Below are 22,111 nucleotides of genomic sequence, written 5' to 3' on the forward strand. Positions count from 1 at the left end.
GAGGAGTGTTATTATGAATACTATAGATTGCAAAGGACTAGCATGCCCTATGCCTGTTATAAAAACAAAAAAATATTTTGATTTAGAAAATTCAAAAGAAACATTAGTAATTGTAGACAATGAGGTAGCTAAAAATAATATTTTAAGATTAGCAAAAGGGTTAAAATTATATAGCAGCTTTATAGAGGAAAACGGAATATACAAAATACAATTATCAAGATCTGAAGTTACAGAAATTGGTGAGGGGTTAGATTCTAATGAAGCAAGTAAAATAAAAAGTGAATTAACTTATAAAAAGGCACCAACGATTTTAGTTTCATCAAACTTGCTTGGAGGGGGAGATGATAAGCTAGGTGAGACTTTGATGAAAGTATATATAAATACTTTAGCAGAAGCAGAAATGCTTCCAGAAAACTTAATGTTTATAAATGGAGGAGTGAAATTAACTTGTACAGGCTCTGATGTTTTAGATAGTTTAAATTCAATGAGGGAAAAAGGTGTTAACATAATAAGTTGCGGGGCTTGTCTTGATTTCTATAATTTAAAAGAGGATCTTAAGGTTGGAGAAATAGGCAATATGTATCAAATAATAGAGCTTATGAATGAAAGTGGAAATACTATAAAACTATAGAATTTAAAATATAGTAAACTATTATTTAGAGGGTGAGTAAAGTCACCCTCTAAATTTATGTGCAATTATACTATTAATTTTAAATTAATAGTATAATAAGAAATGTATTTATATAAACATTGGATGGCGAAGAGTTATATAGTTTAAAACACATTATAAGTTTATTTATATAGGAGGAATTAAATGCAGATTATACAAGTAAGAGAAAATACATTTTGCATTGATACAGGAATGACATATATACCTTTTTATAGGGTTAGTGAAAATAATATAGTAATGATTGATACCGGTTTGGCTAAAGGTGAAAGAGGGAAATTAGATAGATTATTAGAAGAAAATTCATTTAATATAGTTGGAATTATATGTAGCCATGCTCATATAGATCATATAGGTAATGCATCTTATTTTAAAGAAAAGTATAAATGTCAAGTTGCTATGTCTGAAACAGAAGCTTTTATTTGTAGTAGTATAATTAATCTTAAGATGTATTATTGTGATCAAAGCTTAGATGAAATAGAAGAGTATTTTGGCCATATGGTTTGTAAAGTAGATATTGTAATAAAAGAAAATGATTATATTGTAAATATAGCTGGAAGTAATTTTAAAATTCTTCATACGCCAGGTCATAGTGCAGCACATATATGTATTACAACTCCTGATGATGTTTCATATCTTGGTGACACCCTTATTAGTTATGAAGTTATGAAAGGAGCAAAAATGCCATATGCTTTTATTTTAAAGGAAGATTTAAAAAGTAAAGAAAAATTGCATAGTTTAAAGGGCATAAAATACATAGTAGCTCATAAAGGAATATATGATAATATAACAGAACTTATAGAAGATAATATAAACTTTTATAAGGATAGAGCAAATAAGATATGTGAATTAATAGATATGCCTATGACAAAAGAAGATGTAATCAAGAAAATAGTTAAAGAATGGAAAATAGGAATAAGGAATATTAGAAAATACATTGTTATTGAAAGAATGTTAAAATCATATATAGAGTATTTAAATGAGACTAAAAAAATAGAAATAATTTTAGAAGATGGATTTTTGAAGTATAGCAAATTATAAAAAAAGATTTTCCTTACCGTCAGTTTGTAATTGGACATATGTAAGTTTGCGTTGACTTAGAGCGGAGCAACGGAATAAGTAAATTTACATATGTCCACTTTTTACTCTATAGTAAATTTAAAAATTATAAATTTCTTTTATTTTTTGATTAAATTTCTCATAAAGTTTTATCATATCTGGCTCTGTTGAGTAAATTCCAACTTCATCTATTGAAATCCACTTTACACCGCTATTTTCATCTTCCTTTATTATAAGCTCATCATTTTCATCAGCTTCTAGTAAATATGCAACTGACAAATGTAAATGTGAGGATACAAATTTTCCTCTTTTTATGTGAGCTGGTACAGGCAATACATCTAATGAGAAAATTTTAGAATCTAATGCTTTTATATTCTTTACTCCAGTTTCCTCTTTTGCTTCTTTAATAGCTACATAAAGTAAATCATCATCACCGTCTGCATGTCCACCTGTCCATGACCAGGAATTATATATATTATGATAAATCATAAGGACTTTAGTTTTATCTTTATTTACTATATATCCAGAGCTAGTTATATGAGCTAATGGATTTTCTCTAGTTAAAAGATTATTAAAATTATCTATAGAATATAGAATAGCCTCTTTATCAGTAGCTTCTTGATCATTGTATGGCGTATATTCTTTGATTTCTTTTATCCAATTCATAAGTTACTCCTTAAAATTATAAATTAAGTTTAATGTATATTCTAATTAGAATGTATAAGTAGTTATTGATATATAACTATATGTTGTATAAATATTAGAATAATAAAACTATATATAGATTAAGTATATTAATACATATTAAATTTAATTATATACTAAAAAATATATATAATAAAACTATTTATATAGAAATAAATATGTAACATATAAAAATAAAGTCGAATAACATATAGAGATGTAGTATAAATATAATTACATCTTTAAAATTTAAGTTCAGGATGTAAGAGAGGATACGAAATGCAAATTGGTATAAGGGCATTAGACGAGAGTTTAAACTTGCAGCAAAAAAAGCACCCCCTTATACACTGTATCTCTAATTTAGTCACAGCAAGAGATTTAGCACAAGGTATTTTATGCTATAATGGTAATCCTTTAATTTCAAATTCTATTGAAGAAGCTTCAGATATAACTTCTGAATGTGAGAGTCTGTTAATAAACCTAGAAGACTTAAATAGTTCAAAAGTAGATGCTATTGAAAAATCACTTAGAGTAGCAAGAAGAAAGAGGATACCTGTAGTCTTAGATATAATGGGAATAAGTTTCTCATTTTTCAGAAGAGAAGTAGCATTAAGATTTATAAGTAGATACAATATAAATGTTGTAAAGGGAAAGTTAGAGGATTTTAACGTATTATTCCATAGTAATGATAAATTAAAAAACAAGAATTTTGATGAGACTAAACTTATGGAGGATATAGAAATTAGAGTAGAATTAAGAAGTTTTTCTAGAAGATATAATACAATAGTGGTAGTTCAGTCAGAAGATTATTATTTAACAGATGGATTTAGTGAATTTCATGTAGATGGATATCCAGATAAGTTTAGTAATATATTAGGAATTCAATCAATATTATGTGGATTAATTTCTGTGGGGGTTGCAGCTGCAAGTAATAATGAACAAATATTTAGAGCCGTCTTAGTTGCTATTATGACTATAGCAGTAAGTGAAAAAATAGTTATACAAAAGAACTTAAAACCAGAAAATAAAGTATGGTTAAAGGAATACTTATTAGATGAAATAGAAAATATAAATGCAGATAAATTAAATAGATTAGCAAAAGTTGATTATTCTTTTGTAAGATAAGTTAGTGGGAAGATATAATATTACTTGCGACCTCGCAAGATCCAAGTTGCCGTAATATTATATCTCCTTCTTTATAATGATTAAATAGAATTCATTGCTTGGGCAAATTTATGAATATTATCATTTAGTATATTTGATTTGCTGGAGGATGTTTTGGCTATTTTCTTAACTATAAATTTTTCAAAGAAGTTCATTTTGTCAAAATTGAATTCTCCTCCAAAATAGATCTTTGATATTGCTATATTAATTAATTCTGGCGGGAAATTTTCAATGAGTTCATTATTTATTGCATCTCCTTCTTGCATTCCACAAATGAATAAACCAATTTGCTTTTCTTTTAATTCTTTCAAATTATTTGAACAGAATTCTGTTACTTCTTTTTGTATTCTACCCATATATATTGATCCGCCAATAATGACTTTATCGTACTTTGAAATATCAATATCTCCTGAGTTTTTTAAGTTAATTATATTTGGTTTATCCTTAAGTTCTTTAGACATAAATTCTACACATCTTTCTGTACATCCGTATTTGCTTGAATAAAGGATTAAAGTACTCATTTAATTCACCTCATTTTTTATTTAATACATTTTCTATAGACTTAAGATAAGCTTTAGATGTTACTGTTGCGCCAGATATAGCATCTATTTTAGTGCTTTGGGTTTCAATAACTTTATTAAATAATTCCTCACTTACACCTGGCTTTGAAAAAGTAACATCATCTTTAATTAAAATCTCAGTAATTTTATTATTCTTAACTGTAATATCAAGCTTATTGGTCCATCTTCCATGATCATATTCTCCAGTGTATTTGCCATCATCTAATTTAGAGATGTCTATGCCATTTAAACTAATGCTCATACCTTCATTAAGACCTCGAGATAAATAAAAAATTACTCCTACAAAAATAAGCAAAAATAAAAGTATTAGTGACATTAATATTTTAAAAAATGTCTTCAAATAGATTCTCTCCTAACTATTTATTATTGTGAGCTATTTTTAATACTATTTCCTTTGAGTAAAACTCAATTAATTTTTGTTTTTGTTCTTCTTCCATATCTTTTTCTATAGATAGCTTTATTATAAGTCCTAATGTTGATACTGCTATAATTTGAGCAGTTAATTCTAGGGTTTCTTCATCTATGAGTTTATCTTTATAAATATCCTGTAAGCATTTATATAGTGAAGATAGAGCTGCTTTTTCTTTTGAGGCCCCTTTAAATAAATAGGATGTGTATTTTAAAGCTTCTTTTGACGTATTTAACTGAGCAGCCATAAATTCTTCAGGCATACTTAGGGCTATGTTTATATAATTTTTAGTCATTTCTATTAATTTTTCTTCAGCAGAATTAGATTTTGTTTCGGCTGAAGATATAGCAGATACTATTTTTTTATATCCTTTTAGCATTAAATTATTTATTATTTCTTCTTTATCGTTAAAGTAGTGATAAATTATAGCAGGTGAGTATTCAATTTTCTTAGCTATTTTTCTAATAGATAATTTTTCAAATCCTTCTAAAGCTATAATTTCATTTGCTGCTGAAAGAATAAGCTCTCTCATTTCTTCTATTTCACGATCTCTTCTTTTTTCTATAATCATAATTAACTCCTAATTTATTAAACATCGTTTAATTATTGAACAGTGTTTAATGATATAGTATCATTGTATTTTTTTTATGTCAATATATAGAAAAGAAATTAAAAAAAGATAGTGTAGAACTATTTCTAGTTATACACTATCTTTAAATATTGGTTGCGGGAGCAGGACTTGAACCTACGACCTTCGGGTTATGAGCCCGACGAGCTGCCAACTGCTCCATCCCGCGATATCAATGCACTAACCTCAGTCAGTATGTTAAGTATAGTACTATTATTAACAAAAGTAAAGGAAAATATTAAAATATTTTAAAAAAAATTTAAAAATATTAAAAAAACCATTACAAAACGTTTACGAATGATTTATTATTTAGTTAAGCGATTCACTAAACCGCTTCAGTAAATAATAAATCATTTAGGAGAGAGATTTATGAATAAGATATGTGTACTTGGAAGCATGAATATGGATTTAGTTTTAAAGGTTAAGGATATACCTCAAGTAGGTGAAACTATTTTATCAAAATCTTTTGAAAAGATATCAGGAGGAAAAGGAGCTAATCAAGCTGTAGCAGCAAGAAGAAGTGGTTCAAAAGTATTCATGATATCTAAAATAGGTAAAGATGATAATGGATTAATATTAAAAAGCAAACTAAAAGAAGATAATATAAATGTAAATTTCATATATGAAGATGACAAAGAAGCAACAGGAATGGCAATTATAATGGTTAACGAAAATGGAAACAATTCAATAGTTGTTGCACCAGGATCAAATATGACAATGAATGAAGGGGAAATTGATAAATCTATAAGAGCTTTAGAAGAAAGTGATATACTTATATCTCAATTTGAAACTCCTGAAGAAATTACATTAAAGGCATTTAAGAAATTTAAAGAATTTGGAAAAGTAACAATATTGAATCCAGCACCAGCAAAAACGATGGATGATGAACTTTTAAAAGTAACAGATATTATAGTTCCAAATGAAACAGAAGCAGAAGTCTTAACTGGGGTTAAAGTTGAAAGTTTAGAAGATGTAAAGAAAGCAGCGAAAACTTTCCAAGATAAAGGAGTGAAATTTGTAATTATCACTTTAGGGGCAAGAGGTGCAGCAGTAATAGGAAAAGATTTCTGTGAAGTAGTACCAGCATTTAAGGTTAATGCAATAGATACAACGGCAGCAGGAGATAGCTTTATAGGAGGTTTGAGTTCTAAATTAGATATAAGAAATTTGAATAAAGAAAATCTTATAAAAGCAGTAACCTTTGGTAATAAAGTTTCATCAATAGCAGTTCAAAGAAAAGGAGCACAACCTTCAATACCATATTTAAAAGAGGTGGAAGAGGTTTATGGAGAGGAGTAAGCTAATGAGAAACTATACTATTAAATAGAATATTATAGTAATTATTCATAGATAATGAAAAGATACTTTCATTAAAGAAGGTAACCTTTTTTATAAATATAAAATATATTCAAAATTTTAAAGAATATAATTTCAAAATTATAAATATTATGATAAATTATAAGTATAGGAATTATTTAGGGGGACTGTAGTAATGGATGTTATAATATATAAGCTAGTTTTAAATTACTTAAATGAAAAAGTAACAAATGAATTAAAGGATGAATTAAAGGATGAATTTATTAATGCAGCTTTACATTTTAATATAAATAATGATATATACCAAAAGTACTCACCAGTACAAATTGAATGTATGATAAATAAAATATCATCAGAAGAAATAATAGACTATGTTGAATTATGCTCAGTATATGGCTATATATTATATAGATCTATAGAACAGAATAAACTTAAAAATGAGGAAAGAATAGAAGTTCTTCAGATAGTTTTAAAAATAAGTAATACTATAACTGGCTATTTAAGAAATTTAATAAGTGAAGATGAATTATTTGAAAAGTTATTAAATATAACAAAGAAACTTAATTTAACAAAGGAACAAAACAAGAAGATAATTGAAATATTAAATCAATAAGCATAATTATGTAAACGTTAATTATAATTTTAAATAAGTAAGGTTTCTATTAGTATAGGAATCTTACTTATTTATTGCTAGAGGAAAGTATAAAAGTTCAGAGTTTTGAAAACGTAATCATATAATTTTTTATATGAAATGTTTTAATAATTTAAAAATATGGTAGAATTTTAAAGAGAAAGGAGTGGATAACGTTATGAATAAAGCAATAGAAGTGTTAGAAAAGTATTTTGGATATAACTCCTTTAGAGAAGGGCAAAGTGAAATAATATCTAATATTTTAAGGGGAAGAGATAGCTTTTGTATAATGCCTACTGGTGGTGGAAAGTCAATTTGTTACCAAATACCAGCTTTAATTCTTAATGGAATTACTTTAGTTATATCTCCTTTAATATCTTTAATGAAGGACCAAGTAGACTCTATAAATGATATAGGAATAAAAGCAGAGTATATAAATAGTACTCAAAGCTTAGATGAAATAAATGAAATTTTAAAAAGATGTTATGATGGTGAAGTTAAGCTTTTATATATAGCGCCAGAAAGATTAGAAAGCGAATATTTTAATAAAATGCTTAGAAAGCTTTGGATAAGTCAAATTGCCATAGACGAAGCCCATTGTGTTTCTATGTGGGGACATGATTTTAGAAAGAGCTATAGGTTTATATCTCCTTTTATAAAAAGCTTAAATGTTAGACCTGTAGTTACTGCATTTACTGCTACAGCAACTACAGAAGTAAGAAAAGATATTTTGAATCTTTTAGAGCTTATTAACCCATATACATATTTAGGTAGTTTTGATAGAGAAAATCTAGCTATATCAGTACATAAGGAAGAAGATAAAGCAGAATTTGTAAAAGACTATATTAAAGATCATGAAGAAGCTTCAGGAATAGTCTACTGTGCAACTAGAAAAGAAGTTGATGCTTTATATTACTATTTAAAAGAAAGAGGCTTATCTGTAGCTAAATATCATGGTGGTTTAAAGGATGATGAAAAAAACTATTATCAAGATGAGTTTTTAAAAGATAATTTTAATGTAATGATTGCAACTAATGCTTTTGGTATGGGAATAGATAAATCTAATGTAAGGTATATAATACATTTTACTCTATGCAAAAATTTAGAAAGTTACTATCAGGAAATTGGTAGAGGGGGAAGAGATGGTGAAAAAACGGAATGCCGTCTTTTATATAATAGAGAAGATATAAGAACATTAGAATATTTAATATATACTACGGTAGGAAATAATAGAAAAGAAGTTGAAATTAGAAAACTTCAAAATATGGTGGATTTTTGTGAATATGGCAATTGCTATAGGAGCTTTATATTAAATTATTTCGGAGATGAAAATGTAAAACCTTATTGTAATAATTGTAGTAATTGCTTAACTAATGAAGAGCTTAGAGATTTTACTATAGAAGCACAAATGATTTTATCATGTGTATATAGAACAAGAGAGCAGTATGGAATTTCAGTATTAGTTGATATTTTAAGAGGTTTTAAAGGACCTAAGATAATTCAAAATCAGCTAGATAAACTATCAACTTATGGAATAATGAAGGATTATAGTAGTAAATTTATTAGAGATTTAATTAAAACATTAATAGACTTAGGATATGTTAACTTAAAAGACGGTACATATTCAATGCTAAGATTAAATCCCAGATCAATAAAAGTATTAAAATCTCAAGAAAAAGTAATTTGTAAGTTAAGTGAAGATATAGAAGAAAAGATACTAAATAAAGATTTATTTAATAAATTAAGATTATGGAGAAAAGAGAAAGCAAACATATTAGGAATAAAGCCTTATATAATATTTTCAGATTCAACTCTTATAGAACTAGCTAATAAAATCCCAAAGGATAAAGAAGAATTACTTAATATAAGAGGTATGGGAGAAAAGAAATTTGAAAGGTACGGAGATGAAGTTCTTAATATAATAAATGTTAACTAATATTAATGAGTATGTATCAAATTGAATGTTAAATTCAATATGATACATCCATAGTGTATATTTATTATAAAATGCTAAGAATGAGTTTTGTAGTATTTACCGTAATTATAAGTATTATTTTAAAATTATTAATTTTAATCACATAAATAGGAAAACGTATGAATAAAAATGTAGAAGAATATAGAAAAATCTAGAAAAATATAAAATAAAATGTAGAAAAATACATATGTATATTGTATAATACCCATTGTAATTAGTTAAATTAAAAAACTTAATTAATTAAAAAAACTAGATAGAGAGGTTTGAGATATGTACACTGGGATATATGACATTATAAATAGTTTTCTTCAAACTATTATGATTATTATTACAATAAATTATTGTGTTGATAAAAAATATAAAAAAGATGCAATACAATTAATTGTATTGATAGTAGTGATATCCTTAGCAACAATACTGATTACCTCTTTTATGGGAAATTATAGTTTATCAATCATAATAATGCATATAGTATCATTAATTTTAGCAATTTTCCCTTATTACAAAGATAAATTATCAGCAACTATTGGATTTAGCATAATATATTTTATAATTTGTATGCATTCAATTATTAGTAATATTATACTTAGATTTCTTACCAATGTTATAAATGTTAATAGCAACAATATGAATTTACTAATGATATTAACTATATATTTGTCTTCATATATTATTTCATATTTTGTTTTAAGGAATATGAAATTTATGTATAAAGTATATTTAATGATTAAATCAAGAATTTCATCTATAATTACTTTTATAATAATAACAATAATATTTGATTTTATAATATCTTTATCATTTATTATTAATGGTAAGGATAATCCAATATTTGAAGAAACAATATTTTTATTATTAGGTGCATTTATTATTTTCGTTACTTTGTATTTTGCAAGCATAGATAAAAAATCTAAAGAGATAAATAGTTTAAACAAAGAATTAGAAAAGAAGATTAATGAACTAAAAAAAATAAAGCACGATCATGGTTCACAGATTTCATATTTATATGGAGCACATCTTATGGGGAATTATGAAAAGCTTGGAGAGTTATTAAAAGGTATAATAGCTGGTAATAATATTTCAACAAATGTTAAAGTTCTAAGTAGTGAATATTCCATTATATCTCAGATAGTTAATTCTATTGATTTAAAAGATGTAGATGTTTTAATAGACGAAAAAGCAGAATTAGAACATACAAATGTAAGTGAAATGGAGCTACAAAGAGTTATTTCTAACATAGTAAAAAACTCTGTTGAGGCATTAGATGGAAAAGGATTATTAATGATTAAAAGTTATTATAGTTATAATAATATTGTAATAAGTGTACAGAATAATGGACCAGAAATTGATAAAAATATTATCAATAGAATCTTTCAACAAGGATTTTCTACTAAAGAAAATAAAAATGGGGATAATGGTTTTGGTTTATACATAGTAAAAGAAATCGTTGATAAGTATAATGGAGATATTGATATATTAAGTAGTAAAGAGTTAACAGAGTTTATTATAAAATTACCATTACATATTAATTAGTTTATATATACATAAATAGAAAAAGCCTATAGAGTAGAGGGAAAATCTACTCTATAGGCTTTTTACTCTTTAGGAAATTATATTTCTATATTTATTGTGTATAACTATTGTAAGATGTTTAGTTATTAAAGTTATCTTCTAAAGAGTAAAAATATTAATAAATAAAAATATGTCGAATAAAATATTCGCAAAAAAGACGTTATTTTACATAGATTGAAGGCGATAATATATATAATGTAATATATGGGGAGAGAGTAATATTTTAAAAGTATTATATTGTTAGCCTTGTATGTTAAAGCTATGTTTCATATTGTAATTGATAAATAATAAAAAGCTTAAAAATTTTTATATAAAGGAGAATATTTATGGAAAATAAATTTGAATTACTGTGTAGTGATAGCAATAAAGTTATAAAGATAAATGCAGTTAAAGGAGAAGAGTTCATAGTTGAATCTGGTGCTATGGTTTCAATGAGTCCTGTATTTGATGTTAAAGCTAAAAGTGGAGGAATTGGAAAAACATTAGGAAGAATGTTTTCAGGAGAAGGTTTATTTATACAAAAGTTCAAGGCAAAAGAAGATGGAGAGCTTATATTGGCTCCTCAATTTTTAGGAGATATAAAATTAATAGAAATGGATGGAAGTATAAGTTATAGGTTAGGGAGATCGACATTCTTAGCATCAACATCTGGAATTGATGTAAGTACTAAATCAGGTGGTATTGCTGGAATGTTCTCAGGGGAAGGTTTAATTCAAATGCAGGCATCAGGAAGAGGTACTTTAGTAATTAGTTCTTATGGAGCTATTATAAAAAAAGAACTTGGTATTGGCGAAAATTATGTGGTAGATAGCAATCATATGGTGCTTTGGGATAGTAGAATGAAATATAGTGTTGAGTTTATGTCAGGAGTATTTAGTTCTATAGCTGGTGGAGAAGGATTAGTTTGTAAATTTGAAGGGCCAGGAGAGTTATGGATACAAACAAGGAACCCTGCAGTTATGCAACAACCTTCCAAATGATATAGGAGTTTTGGAAAAGAAAGGTGAGCATAATGCGAATATAGAATTCTATATTAAATTTAATCTATAGTATATTTAAAAGAAATGGAATAGAATTACTAAAAAAAGTTCTAGTTTTTAAAATTATAAGTGAAAAATGTAGAATAAGATATAGATATACTGTATAATATAAGTTACATAGTAAAAATAAGGTAAAAGGTAATTAAAATGGTAGAAAAGTTAATATATAGATGGGTTGAGAATTTAGGAGAATATAATAATTATAGTAATGAGCAAATAGAGCAAGCTAAGTATGCGTTAAAGATTTTTGTATATGAAGTTGTAAAATTTTCATTAATAATTTTTATATTTTCTTTATTAGGATATTTTAAAGAAAGTGTAACTATAACTTTTATTATGTGTATTACAAAGCCTTTCATTGGTGGATATCATGAAGATACACAAATAAAATGTTTTATTGCTACGTTAATGATAGTAGTATTAATAATAGTTCTATTTGAAAATAATAAATTAAATTTAATAAGTTGCATTATATTAAACCTAGTAAGTATATTTTCTATTTATAATAAGGCACCGATAATAGACAGTAGAATGCCTATTACAAGAGAAGATCTTATTAGAAAAAATAGAAAAATAGGTGTTATAAATGTTTTAATACTAACTCTACTTTCAATTATTATGTTCAAAATTAGTTGGTTTTCACAAATAATAGTTTGGACAATTTTAGTACAAGCTATATTAATGTTTAATAAATATAAAAATAAGGAGGTGAATCAAATGAAAAGAAAGAAGTATTTAGGAGCTTTTGTATTATTTTTAGCAGCAGTTTTAGTAAATGCAGGACCAGCATCTTTAGCAGGTATAGGTGTAGAAGATATGCCAGAAGCAATTAAAAAAACTAGATAGAAAAATTAGTTGGTTTTCACAAATAATAGTTTGAATAATTTTAGTACAAGCTATATTAATGTTTAATAAATATAAAAATAAGAAGGTGAATTAAATGAAAAGAAAGAAGTATTTAGGAACTTTTGTATTATTTTTAGCTGCATTTTTAGTAAATGTAGGACCAACATCTTTAGCAGGTATAGGTGTAGAAGATATGCCAGAAGCAATTAAAAAGACTAGATAGAGAGGTTTAATATATGTACACTGGGATATATGATATTATAAATAGTTTTCTTCAAACTATTATGATTATTAGTACAATAAATTATTGTGTTGATAAAAAATATAAAAAAGATACAATACAATTAATTGTATTGATAGTAGTGATATCATTAGCAACAATATTGCTTACATCTTTTATGGGAAATTATAGCTTATCAATCATAATAATGCATATAGTATCATTAATTTTAGCAGTTTTTCCCTATTATAAAGATAAATTATCAGCAACTATTGGATTTAGCATGATATATTTTATAATTTGTATGAATTCAATTATTAGTAATATTATACTTAACTTTGCTATCAATAGTATAAATATTAATATCAAGAATATGAATTCACTAATGATATTAATTACCTATTGGTCTTCATATATTATTTCATATTTTGTTTTAAGGAATATGAAATTTATGTATAAAGTATATTTAAGTATTAAATCAAGAATTTCATCTATAATTACTTTTATAATAATAACAATAATACTTGATTTTATAATATCTTTATCATTTATTATTAATGGTAAGGATAATCCAATATTTGAAGAAACAATATTTTTATTATTAGGTGCATTTATTATTTTCGTTACTTGGTACTTTGCAAGCATAGAAAAGAAATCTAAAGAGATAAATAGTTTGAATAAAGAGTTAGAAAAGAAAATTAATGAACTAAAAAAAATAAAGCATGACCATGGCTCTCAGATTTCATATTTATATGGTGCATATCTTATGGGGAATTATGAAAAACTCGGAGAGTTATTAAAAGGTATAATATCCGGGAATAATATTTCAACACAAGTTAAAGTTTTAAGTAGTGAAGATTCTATTATATCTCAAATAGTTAATGCTATTGATTTAAAAGATGTAGACGTTCTAATAGATGAAAAAGCTAAATTAGAAGATACAAATATAAGTGAGATTGAAGCACAAAGGGTTATTTCTAATATAGTAAGAAATTCTGTTGAAGCATTAAAGGGAAGTGGATTATTAATGATTAAAAGTTATTATAACTATAATCATGTTGTAATAAGTGTACAGAATAACGGACCTCAAATTGATAAAAAGATTATTGATAGAATTTTTGAACAAGGATTTTCTACTAAAAAAAATAAAAATGGTGATAACGGATTCGGTTTATATATAGTAAAAGAGATACTTGATAAGCATAATGGAAGTATTAATGTAGTAAGTAGTAGAGAGTTAACAAATTTTATAATAAAGATACCTTTATGTATTAACTAGTGAATAATAAAAATACATAAATGTAATATACCTATAGAGTAGATATAAAAAATCTACCCTATAGGTTTTTTTATGTTTATAATATTTAGTAGTATATAAGATAAGTACAGATATAAATATTATTTTGAGAAGAGGTGATACATATGAATTTAAAAGTTATGATGAATTATATTTTAAATTTAAGCTCTAGCATCTCAAAAAGAAATGGAATAGAGTTGTTAAAAAAAGAATTAATTTCTAAAGTTATAAGTAAAAAAATAAATGATACTTATCATATATATGGAAGAGTTTTAGAAAATAAAGATGAATATAGTACTCATTTAAAGTTTGATTCTAATAATAAAATAATTGATACTAAATGTAGCTGTAATCAATTTGAAGAAAATAGTAAGCAAATGAAAAATTATATTTGTAGTCATTTAGTAGCTACTATGTATAAATTTTATTATGCAATATTAAATAATAGAGAACAAGAAAATATTAGTGAAGAAAAAAATGACATTAATAAGAAAATATTAAAATTAGATATAAAGATAAAGCAAGTTAAAGTAAATAAAAATGAAGAATATCATTTAGAGCTTAGAGCAGGAGAAGAAAATACAATTGTAGTAGAAGTATTAGGTAAGTTTTTATTTGATAAAAATAATAAGTTTAATGAAAATGATACTTTAATAATAGATTTTTTAAAGGCGAGATTTAAAGAAAGTAAAAATAGAATTATAGATAGTAGAAACTTTATATTATATAGAGATGAACTTAGAAGTTTTTTAGAGTTAATAGATAATAATAAAAATATAGTTTTAACATATGACTATATGAACTATAATTCAATAATTCACAAAGAGGATATGCCTTTAATCTTTACATTAAAGAAAAAAGGTGAAGCTTTGATATTAAAGCCTCAAAAGAAGAGTACAATACCTATTGATAATAAAAAAGAAGTTTGGATATATGATAAGAAAATATATTTACCTACAGAAAAACAATTAAAATATTATAGAGCAATATATGATAAGCTAGCTCAAAAAGATAGTTTGATTTATAAAAATACAGAAAGTAACTTAAAGAAATTATTATTTATAGTAGGTGAAATTTCAAAGGATATAATTATAGATGAAACTGTAAAAAATGAAATAAATAAAGTTAATACTCCAAGATTTTATATAGAAAAAGAAAATGAAAATATATATTGTAGTATTGATATAAATTATGCAAATGCCTTAAATGGGTTAAAGGATACTAGAGCTAAAGAAAAAATAGAAATGGAACTTGAAAGATATAAGTTTATAAAACATAAAGATAAATTTATATTTATAGGAAATGATGAAGATAAATACATATTACTTAGTGAAGGTATAAATAAGTTGAATAAAATTGGAATAGTTACTTTATCTAATGAATTTGCTGAAATAAAGCTTATAAAATCTAATAATATATTAAGTGAAATTGAAGAAATAGAGGATTATTATAAGTTTAATTATAAGATAGATGGAGTAAACTATAACGAAATAGTAGATATAATGGAACAAATAAAAAAGGGAAAATCCTTTTATAAAACTAAAGAAAATAATTTTTTAGATTTAAATGACATGGAAGTAGTTGAGTTTTTCAAAACAATAGAAGAACTAAATTTATTTAATGATGTGTATAAAAAAGAAATATATGTGGATAAATTTAACTTATTACATTTAGAAAATAAAATAAAAAATAGAACAATTCCATTTATAACTGGAGAAGAAAAAATAAATGAATTAATAAATAATTTAAAGAATAAAGAAAAAAATTATGAGCTTCCAAAGGATTTAAATGCAAATCTTAGAACTTATCAAATTAAGGGATACAATTGGCTAAGGACAATAGAGAACCTAGGCTTTGGAGGAATATTAGCTGATGATATGGGACTTGGTAAAACTATTCAAACAATAACTTTATTACTTTCAAACAAAAATAAAAAGAGTTTAATTATAACTCCAACTTCTGTTGTATACAATTGGAAAAGTGAATTTGAAAAATTTGCAGATAGTTTGAAAATAGGAATAATTCATGGAAGTGTTAATGAAAGAAATAAAGTTAAAGATGATTATAAAAAATATGATGTTTTACTAACAACTTATGGAACTTTAAGAAGTGATTATGAATGGTACAAAGAGAAAAAATTTGATTTTTGTATAATTGATGAAGCACAAAATATTAAAAATAAAAAATCTAAAATTACAGAGTTAGTTAAATCAATAAAAGCTAACTGTAAATTGGCTCTAACAGGAACACCAATAGAAAATAATTTGCTAGAATTATGGTCAATATTTGATTTTATAATGTCTGGATATTTATATAATGAAGAAAGGTTCAAAAATAGATTTTTAAATGGAGATGATGAAAGTTTAAAAGAACTTAAAGAACTAATTTCTCCATTTATACTAAGACGATTAAAAGAAGATGTATTAGATGAATTACCAGATAAAATAGAAAAAGAATATTTAATACCAATGACATTTAGTCAAAAACAAATTTATAATTCATATATGAAAGAAGTTAAAAAGAAGCTTAAGGAAAATAAAAAAATTAAAGATAATAAAATTGTTATATTATCTTATCTTACAAAATTACGTCAGCTTTGTTTAGATCCATCTTTATTAATTGATGATTTTAAAGAAGAAAGTGCAAAGATAAAAGCAGTTAAGGAAATTGCAAAAGAAACTATAGACTCAAATAAAAAAATAATTATATTTTCACAATTTACATCTGTATTGAAAAAGATAGGAAATAAATTAGAAGAGGATAATATTAGCTTTTTATATCTAGATGGAAGTATTAAAGCAAAAGAAAGAATAAATTTAGTTAATGAATTTAATAATAGAGATAAAAATATATTCTTAATTTCTTTAAAAGCTGGTGGAGTTGGATTAAATTTAACTTCAGCTAGTGTTGTTGTTCATTTTGATCCTTGGTGGAATCCAGCAGTTCAAGATCAAGCGACAGATAGAGCTCATAGGCTTGGTCAAAAAAATGTAGTTGAAGTAATAAAACTTATATCTAAAGATACTATTGAAGAAAAGATTATAAAGCTTCAAGAAGAAAAGAAAGAATTAATTAGCAAAATAATAGATGGAAATATATTAAGTGGAGAAAGATTAAATACAATAACAGAAGAGGAGTTACTAAAACTATTTAGTTAGTAAAAATAAGCTATGGATATATATACAATAGGACATTCAAACTATACAGTTGAAAAGTTAATAGATATGCTAAGATATTATGATATTAATTGCGTTGTGGATATTAGAGGAACACCTTATTCTAAATATAATGTTCAATTTGACAAAGAAACTATAAAATATACCTTAACTAAAGCAGGATTTATATATATTTATATGGCTAAAGAGCTTGCAGCAAAAAGAATAAATAAAGTTTCTTATAACAATGAAGGATATTCAGACTTTGAAAAAGTTATATATGAAGAAGACTTTATAAAAGGTGTTGAAAGGCTAGAAGATGGTTGTAACAAGGGATATAAAATTGCATTACTTGGAGCAATGCAAGATCCAATAAGATGCCATAGAAGCATATTAGTTGGAAGGTCATTAAAAGAAGCTGGATTTAATGTAATGCATATTTTGGATGATTATTCTATAAAAAATCAAGATTACATTGATGAAAGAGTACTTGATAAATACTTTCCAGGTAGATCACAAATAACTATAGATGCTTTATTAGGAAATGAAATGAGTAGAGAAGAAATGGTAAATGAGGGATATAGAATGGCTAACAAGGAAATTGGTTATAGAATTGAATGTTTACCTGTAGAGAAAAAGCGTTGATCTAAGCGAAAACATTAATTATATAGTAAAACAAAGAGCTTTATGAAAGGAGAGAAATCTTTATGAGATATGTTATAGTTTGTGTAGTAAAGGGAGAAGCTGGTGATTTTAATAACGAAATGAGAAAGGATATTTTTCAAAAGTTTAAGGCAAAATCATCAAAACTTCCTGCACACTTTACTATAAAAGCACCTTTTGAGTACGATAAAAGTATAACAGATTTAGAAGAAGCTATAAGTGAATTTTGTAAAAATCAAGAAAAGGCAGAGTTTTCAATGAATAGATATAATCATTTTGATAATAGAGTTATTTATATGGATGTTGATATGTCTAGAAAAGGAAAAATTCTTCATAACAACCTAATAGACCTATTAAATAATTTTGATTATATTGAATTTAATAAGAAAGATGGAAAAGATAAGGTTTTTCATGTTACTTTAACATCAAAGAAGGTTCCAGAAATATATGATAAGGTATGGGAGTATGTAAATAAGCTTCCATTTAACTTCAATTGTTATTTTGATAATGTAAGTATATATAAGTGGGAAGAGAATACATGGAAGCTGCATAAAGAATTTATTATAGAAAATCATATAAGTAATTAATAAAAATGTAAAAAAATATAAAATAATTAGAAATAAGCATCTAATATTGATAGATGTTTATTTTTTATATACTTTCAAAATGATATTTTGATAAAATGATAAAAAAGTATTAAAATTATTAACTATATAAAATATTTATGTAAAAATATATAATATTTTATTAAGAAAATATTGATTTTATTAATATTTTAATATATCATATATTTAATGTTAATAAGCAATAAAAATAAAGATTTCAGAGGGGGCGATTTTATGGAAGAAAACAGAGAACAGTGGGGATCGAAACTAGGATTTATTGTAGCGGCAATTGGGTCAGCAGTAGGTCTAGGTAATATATGGAGATTTCCTTATATAGCATATACAAATGGGGGCGGGGCATTTTTAATACCTTATTTCTTTGCTATATTTACAGCAGGTATTCCATTATTAATACTAGAATATGGACTTGGACATAAATATAAGGGCTCAACTCCACTTGCAATTGCAAAAGTAAAAAGAAAGTGGGAATGGCTTGGATGGTGGCCAACTATAAATGCATTTATAATTCTTACTTATTATTCAATGATTTTAAGTTGGGCTGTAAATTATTTAAGGTATAGTTTTAATAAAGGTTGGGGCAATGATACAAATAAGTTTTTCCACGTTGATTTCTTAAAGCTTACAGATTCACCTTTTAATTTTGGTGGATACATTTTACCAATATTAATTGGAATCGGATTAATATGGTTTATAAATTGGTTTATTTGCTATAAAGGAATAAAAGGTGGAATTGAAAAAGCTAATAAAATACTTTTACCTATGCTTGTTATAATAATGATTGTAATAGCAATTAGAGCAGTAAATCTAGAGGGAGCATCATTAGGATTAAATACATTATTTACTCCAGATTGGTCAAAAGTTATGGATCCAAAAGTTTGGATAGCAGCTTATGGACAAGTATTTTTCTCTTTAAGCTTAGCAATGGGAATAATGATGACTTATTCTAGTTATTTACCTGAAAAAACTGACATAAACAATAGTGCATTTATGACAGCTTTTGCAAATTGTGGATTTGAATTTTTATCAGCAATTGCAGTATTTTCAATATTAGGATTTATGGCTAATATGAAAGGTGTTCCTATGAATGAAGTTGTTTCAAGTGGGGTAGGGCTTGCTTTTGTAGTTTTCCCAGCTGTGTTTGGAGAAATGGGAACTTTAGGAACTATTTTAGGTGTATTATTCTTTGTTTGCTTAGTATTTGCAGGAATAACATCAACAGTTTCTTTAATAGAAGCAGTTTCTGCACCGTTTATAGATAAGTTTGGGTGGGCAAGAAATAAAGTTGTTGCCTCAATTTGTTTAATAGGATTTTTAATTGGAAGTATATATTCAACTGGAGCGGGATTATATTTGCTTGATATAGTAGACAATTTTATAAATAATTATGGAATTGTTGTAGTAGGATTATTTGAAGTTGTATTAATAGGTTGGATATCAACTCCAGATAAAGTAAGAAATCATACAAATGAAATTTCCTATTTTAAGATAGGTAAGTGGTGGAATGTTTGTGTTAAGTTTGTTACACCATCTATATTATTATATATGTTAGTTCAAAGCATATTAACAGAAATAAAAACTCCTTACGGAGGATATCCACTTTCAGCATTATTTGCTTATGGTTGGAGTGTAATAGGATTTGGAATAATAGTTTCTTTAATAATTTCTAAAAAGAAATGGAGAAATAAAAATATAGAGAATTTAAATTGAAAATAAATTTAAGGGGGGCTTTAATTATGACAGGAGTATCATTATCATTTTTTGCATTAGGAGCAGTTGTTTTATGGGGAGGTTTAGTATTAACTCTTGGAATAACTATCTATAATGAAAGAAAAGAAGTTGTTTAATATTGATGATGTATTAAAGAGAAGAGTAAAGGGATAGAAATTAACTTCTATCCCTTTAATTTTTATATTCAACTTTAATATATTTTTTATCATACAGTTATAGTATTCTCCAAGGTTCCTCTATTTTTTCTTCAATAATAGTATATTTTATTTCTTTAGTTACTTCTCTAGGAATTTTTAATTTTTTAATTCTATCAGTAAATTCTGTAGAAAATACTTTTAATGATTTACCTATTTGCTTAGTAGAAGAATTAAATACTTCTAAAGGAGTTAAAAAGTCTTTACTATCTCTAAATTCATCTAGATATCTTGATGCTTCATTTGAAGCTTCAATTGCACATAGATTTATTTTATCTATCAATTGTTTATTAAATTCTTCTGGGTATGTTAATTCAAGAACTATCCTATAATTAGTTGATCTTCTTTGTTTACAAGGTATTTTAGCAGTTAGTTCGTTACCATCAACTTCTCCTAAATAATTAACTACAAAATCATCTTTTATTTCAGGAACTTCTACAGAAGTTAATAACCTTGTGTAAATATTTTTTATACCTGTAGGGGAATATTCCTTTCTTAGGCTTTTTAATGATTTGGTTTTATTTTTAGATTTAGAATTTGACTCACAACCTGATTCACAATTTGATTCACTTCTATAACATACAAATGAATCTATTCTTCTCAAGTCTAGCCCAAAGAACACCCAAGTTCCTCTAAACCAACGTAACCCAGACACAGTTCTTCTATCTACATTTAGTAAAAATGACCAGTATTCTCTTCCACTAGTTTCCCAAATATATGTGAATTTAAACAAACAAAAACTAATAGAACCAGGACTTACAGCTTTAGTTTGAGGGCCACCGGAGCTAAGGTGTTTTACGTCAGCACTAGTCTTAGATGGAGTAAAGTTTGGTGGTGGGCCTACATTTAAATTGCTTCCCATAGATGGAGAACCTTGAGGTCCTTGGGAAGGAGAACTTTTAGCAGGACCGGAACCAGGACCGGAACTTGGGAAGCCAGGAATTAAATTTCCAAGTGGAGGAGGTCTTAATCTAGAATCATCTGGATATAGAATTGAATCATCATCATTAAAATTCATTGATAAACTCCTAATATATTATTTTATAATCATTATAAGGAATTATGATAAAATTTGTTACTTAAATCTATAGATTTAACTATGTAACAATCTATTAAACTTCTTAATACAAATATCATGAGGTGATAAACTTGGGGTAGAAATAAGAAATGCCAAATTAGCGGATTATAAATATATAAGTAACATTTCAAAAGAATTACACATATTTCATGTTAAAAATAGACCTGATATATATAAAGAAGTCAGTAAGACCATATATAAGTCATATTTTAAAGAATTATTAAATGATGAAAATGTTGAGGTTATAGTAATTACCAAAGATAAAAAGATAGTAGGTTACACCATAACAAGATATGTAGAACTTAAAAATATGAATTTATTAAATGACAAGTTCTTTGCTTATATAGATGAAATTTGTATAAAGGAAAACTACAGAAGACAGGGATTAGGAAGAATCCTTTTTAATTACTTATATGACTTAGTAAAGAGTAAAGGTGCAGAAACTTTAGAACTGGGAGTTTGGAGTTTTAATGAGACTTCTATAGAATTTTATAAAGCCATGGGGATGGTAGAGAAGAATATCAGGATGGAGAAAAAATAAAAATGAAGAAAATAATTTGTTTAGAGCAAGTTATTA

Annotated in this window: 22 protein-coding genes and 1 tRNA gene; 17 read left to right on the plus strand and 6 right to left on the minus strand. The window is 25.6% G+C overall.

The genetic code is table 11. From position 1 onward, the window contains the following. Window positions 1–13: 13 nt before the first annotated feature. Window positions 14–631, plus strand: coding sequence for a sulfurtransferase-like selenium metabolism protein YedF (gene yedF / locus ACYUEX_RS01715; protein WP_460286290.1), 618 nt, complete (start codon window positions 14–16; stop codon window positions 629–631). 183 nt (window positions 632–814) lie between these two features. Further along, window positions 815–1,708 (plus strand): MBL fold metallo-hydrolase, encoded by an 894-nt coding sequence (locus ACYUEX_RS01720; protein ID WP_460286291.1) that lies wholly within the window; start codon window positions 815–817, stop codon window positions 1,706–1,708. A 117-nt stretch (window positions 1,709–1,825) separates the two neighbouring features. Here ACYUEX_RS01720 and ACYUEX_RS01725 read toward each other — a convergent pair whose 3' ends face one another. Then, window positions 1,826–2,392 carry an NUDIX hydrolase gene (locus ACYUEX_RS01725; protein ID WP_460286292.1) on the minus strand — a complete coding sequence of 189 codons (567 nt, stop codon included), beginning with the start codon at window positions 2,390–2,392 and terminating at the stop codon, window positions 1,826–1,828. A gap of 297 nt (window positions 2,393–2,689) precedes the next feature. Between ACYUEX_RS01725 and ACYUEX_RS01730 the strand changes: the two genes are divergently transcribed. Then, window positions 2,690–3,535: a hydroxyethylthiazole kinase gene (locus ACYUEX_RS01730; protein ID WP_460286293.1), complete on the plus strand. Its 846-nt coding sequence runs from the start codon at window positions 2,690–2,692 to the stop codon at window positions 3,533–3,535. An 80-nt stretch (window positions 3,536–3,615) separates the two neighbouring features. On the opposite strand, the gene ACYUEX_RS01735 is transcribed toward ACYUEX_RS01730, so the two are convergent. From ACYUEX_RS01735 to ACYUEX_RS01750, 4 genes are all read right to left on the minus strand, one after another. Beyond that, window positions 3,616–4,095 carry a flavodoxin domain-containing protein gene (locus tag ACYUEX_RS01735; RefSeq protein WP_460286294.1) on the minus strand — a complete coding sequence of 160 codons (480 nt, stop codon included), beginning with the start codon at window positions 4,093–4,095 and terminating at the stop codon, window positions 3,616–3,618. 10 nt (window positions 4,096–4,105) lie between these two features. Then, window positions 4,106–4,495: an FMN-binding protein gene (locus tag ACYUEX_RS01740; RefSeq protein ID WP_460286295.1), complete on the minus strand. Its 390-nt coding sequence runs from the start codon at window positions 4,493–4,495 to the stop codon at window positions 4,106–4,108. 16 nt (window positions 4,496–4,511) lie between these two features. Beyond that, entirely contained in the window at window positions 4,512–5,135 is a 624-nt protein-coding gene (locus ACYUEX_RS01745; protein ID WP_460286296.1) for a TetR/AcrR family transcriptional regulator, read from the minus strand. A 150-nt stretch (window positions 5,136–5,285) separates the two neighbouring features. Next, window positions 5,286–5,361 (minus strand) — tRNA-Met (locus tag ACYUEX_RS01750). A 200-nt stretch (window positions 5,362–5,561) separates the two neighbouring features. Here ACYUEX_RS01750 and rbsK point away from each other — a divergent pair. The 13 genes from rbsK to ACYUEX_RS01815 all read left to right on the plus strand — a co-directional run bounded on the left by rbsK (window position 5,562) and on the right by ACYUEX_RS01815 (window position 20,378). Then, window positions 5,562–6,491 carry a ribokinase gene (rbsK, locus tag ACYUEX_RS01755; protein WP_460286297.1) on the plus strand — a complete coding sequence of 310 codons (930 nt, stop codon included), beginning with the start codon at window positions 5,562–5,564 and terminating at the stop codon, window positions 6,489–6,491. 193 nt (window positions 6,492–6,684) lie between these two features. After that, window positions 6,685–7,122, plus strand: a complete 438-nt coding sequence (locus ACYUEX_RS01760; protein ID WP_411169975.1) for a hypothetical protein — start codon at window positions 6,685–6,687, stop codon at window positions 7,120–7,122. A 196-nt stretch (window positions 7,123–7,318) separates the two neighbouring features. Next, entirely contained in the window at window positions 7,319–9,076 is a 1,758-nt protein-coding gene (gene recQ, locus ACYUEX_RS01765) for a DNA helicase RecQ (RefSeq protein ID WP_460286298.1), read from the plus strand. A 309-nt stretch (window positions 9,077–9,385) separates the two neighbouring features. Continuing rightward, window positions 9,386–10,648 carry a sensor histidine kinase gene (locus ACYUEX_RS01770; protein WP_460286299.1) on the plus strand — a complete coding sequence of 421 codons (1,263 nt, stop codon included), beginning with the start codon at window positions 9,386–9,388 and terminating at the stop codon, window positions 10,646–10,648. Window positions 10,649–11,013: 365 nt separating this feature from the next. After that, window positions 11,014–11,667, plus strand: a complete 654-nt coding sequence (locus ACYUEX_RS01775) for a TIGR00266 family protein (protein WP_460286300.1) — start codon at window positions 11,014–11,016, stop codon at window positions 11,665–11,667. Window positions 11,668–11,874: 207 nt separating this feature from the next. Next, window positions 11,875–12,573: an accessory gene regulator ArgB-like protein gene (locus ACYUEX_RS01780; protein WP_460286301.1), complete on the plus strand. Its 699-nt coding sequence runs from the start codon at window positions 11,875–11,877 to the stop codon at window positions 12,571–12,573. A gap of 94 nt (window positions 12,574–12,667) precedes the next feature. Continuing rightward, window positions 12,668–12,796: a hypothetical protein gene (locus ACYUEX_RS01785; RefSeq protein WP_460286302.1), complete on the plus strand. Its 129-nt coding sequence runs from the start codon at window positions 12,668–12,670 to the stop codon at window positions 12,794–12,796. 13 nt (window positions 12,797–12,809) lie between these two features. Next, on the plus strand, window positions 12,810–14,072 hold the full coding sequence (locus ACYUEX_RS01790) for a sensor histidine kinase (RefSeq protein ID WP_460286303.1): 1,263 nt from the start codon (window positions 12,810–12,812) through the stop codon (window positions 14,070–14,072). A gap of 143 nt (window positions 14,073–14,215) precedes the next feature. Further along, on the plus strand, window positions 14,216–17,248 hold the full coding sequence (locus tag ACYUEX_RS01795) for a DEAD/DEAH box helicase (protein ID WP_460286304.1): 3,033 nt from the start codon (window positions 14,216–14,218) through the stop codon (window positions 17,246–17,248). 12 nt (window positions 17,249–17,260) lie between these two features. Then, window positions 17,261–17,890, plus strand: coding sequence for a DUF488 domain-containing protein (locus ACYUEX_RS01800; RefSeq protein ID WP_411169983.1), 630 nt, complete (start codon window positions 17,261–17,263; stop codon window positions 17,888–17,890). 62 nt (window positions 17,891–17,952) lie between these two features. Then, window positions 17,953–18,495, plus strand: a complete 543-nt coding sequence (locus tag ACYUEX_RS01805; protein WP_460286305.1) for a 2'-5' RNA ligase family protein — start codon at window positions 17,953–17,955, stop codon at window positions 18,493–18,495. A 252-nt stretch (window positions 18,496–18,747) separates the two neighbouring features. Beyond that, entirely contained in the window at window positions 18,748–20,241 is a 1,494-nt protein-coding gene (locus ACYUEX_RS01810) for a sodium-dependent transporter (RefSeq protein ID WP_460286306.1), read from the plus strand. Between the two features lie 26 nt (window positions 20,242–20,267). After that, entirely contained in the window at window positions 20,268–20,378 is a 111-nt protein-coding gene (locus tag ACYUEX_RS01815; RefSeq protein ID WP_460286307.1) for a MetS family NSS transporter small subunit, read from the plus strand. 97 nt (window positions 20,379–20,475) lie between these two features. Here ACYUEX_RS01815 and ACYUEX_RS01820 read toward each other — a convergent pair whose 3' ends face one another. Further along, a complete protein-coding gene (locus tag ACYUEX_RS01820; RefSeq protein ID WP_460286308.1) occupies window positions 20,476–21,474 on the minus strand; it encodes a hypothetical protein in 999 nt (332 codons plus the stop codon). A gap of 142 nt (window positions 21,475–21,616) precedes the next feature. On the opposite strand from ACYUEX_RS01820, the gene ACYUEX_RS01825 reads away from it, so the two are divergent. Further along, window positions 21,617–22,075 carry a GNAT family N-acetyltransferase gene (locus ACYUEX_RS01825; RefSeq protein ID WP_411170657.1) on the plus strand — a complete coding sequence of 153 codons (459 nt, stop codon included), beginning with the start codon at window positions 21,617–21,619 and terminating at the stop codon, window positions 22,073–22,075. Window positions 22,076–22,111: the final 36 nt, after the last annotated feature.

This window comes from Clostridium sp. CTA-7, from assembly GCF_054768095.1.

Bases quoted from the DNA above. Each gene is read 5' to 3' on its own strand.
- ACYUEX_RS01785 (WP_460286302.1), top strand. From the start codon at position 12,668: ATGAAAAGAAAGAAGTATTTAGGAACTTTTGTATTATTTTTAGCTGCA.
- ACYUEX_RS01745 (WP_460286296.1), bottom strand. From the start codon at position 5,135: ATGATTATAGAAAAAAGAAGAGATCGTGAAATAGAAGAAATGAGAGAG.
- ACYUEX_RS01775 (WP_460286300.1), top strand. From the start codon at position 11,014: ATGGAAAATAAATTTGAATTACTGTGTAGTGATAGCAATAAAGTTATA.
- ACYUEX_RS01760 (WP_411169975.1), top strand. From the start codon at position 6,685: ATGGATGTTATAATATATAAGCTAGTTTTAAATTACTTAAATGAAAAA.
- ACYUEX_RS01795 (WP_460286304.1), top strand. From the start codon at position 14,216: ATGAATTTAAAAGTTATGATGAATTATATTTTAAATTTAAGCTCTAGC.
- ACYUEX_RS01815 (WP_460286307.1), top strand. From the start codon at position 20,268: ATGACAGGAGTATCATTATCATTTTTTGCATTAGGAGCAGTTGTTTTA.
- ACYUEX_RS01800 (WP_411169983.1), top strand. From the start codon at position 17,261: ATGGATATATATACAATAGGACATTCAAACTATACAGTTGAAAAGTTA.
- rbsK (WP_460286297.1), top strand. From the start codon at position 5,562: ATGAATAAGATATGTGTACTTGGAAGCATGAATATGGATTTAGTTTTA.
- ACYUEX_RS01725 (WP_460286292.1), bottom strand. From the start codon at position 2,392: ATGAATTGGATAAAAGAAATCAAAGAATATACGCCATACAATGATCAA.
- recQ (WP_460286298.1), top strand. From the start codon at position 7,319: ATGAATAAAGCAATAGAAGTGTTAGAAAAGTATTTTGGATATAACTCC.
- ACYUEX_RS01730 (WP_460286293.1), top strand. From the start codon at position 2,690: ATGCAAATTGGTATAAGGGCATTAGACGAGAGTTTAAACTTGCAGCAA.
- ACYUEX_RS01770 (WP_460286299.1), top strand. From the start codon at position 9,386: ATGTACACTGGGATATATGACATTATAAATAGTTTTCTTCAAACTATT.
- ACYUEX_RS01790 (WP_460286303.1), top strand. From the start codon at position 12,810: ATGTACACTGGGATATATGATATTATAAATAGTTTTCTTCAAACTATT.
- ACYUEX_RS01780 (WP_460286301.1), top strand. From the start codon at position 11,875: ATGGTAGAAAAGTTAATATATAGATGGGTTGAGAATTTAGGAGAATAT.
- yedF (WP_460286290.1), top strand. From the start codon at position 14: ATGAATACTATAGATTGCAAAGGACTAGCATGCCCTATGCCTGTTATA.
- ACYUEX_RS01720 (WP_460286291.1), top strand. From the start codon at position 815: ATGCAGATTATACAAGTAAGAGAAAATACATTTTGCATTGATACAGGA.
- ACYUEX_RS01805 (WP_460286305.1), top strand. From the start codon at position 17,953: ATGAGATATGTTATAGTTTGTGTAGTAAAGGGAGAAGCTGGTGATTTT.
- ACYUEX_RS01735 (WP_460286294.1), bottom strand. From the start codon at position 4,095: ATGAGTACTTTAATCCTTTATTCAAGCAAATACGGATGTACAGAAAGA.
- ACYUEX_RS01820 (WP_460286308.1), bottom strand. From the start codon at position 21,474: ATGAATTTTAATGATGATGATTCAATTCTATATCCAGATGATTCTAGA.
- ACYUEX_RS01810 (WP_460286306.1), top strand. From the start codon at position 18,748: ATGGAAGAAAACAGAGAACAGTGGGGATCGAAACTAGGATTTATTGTA.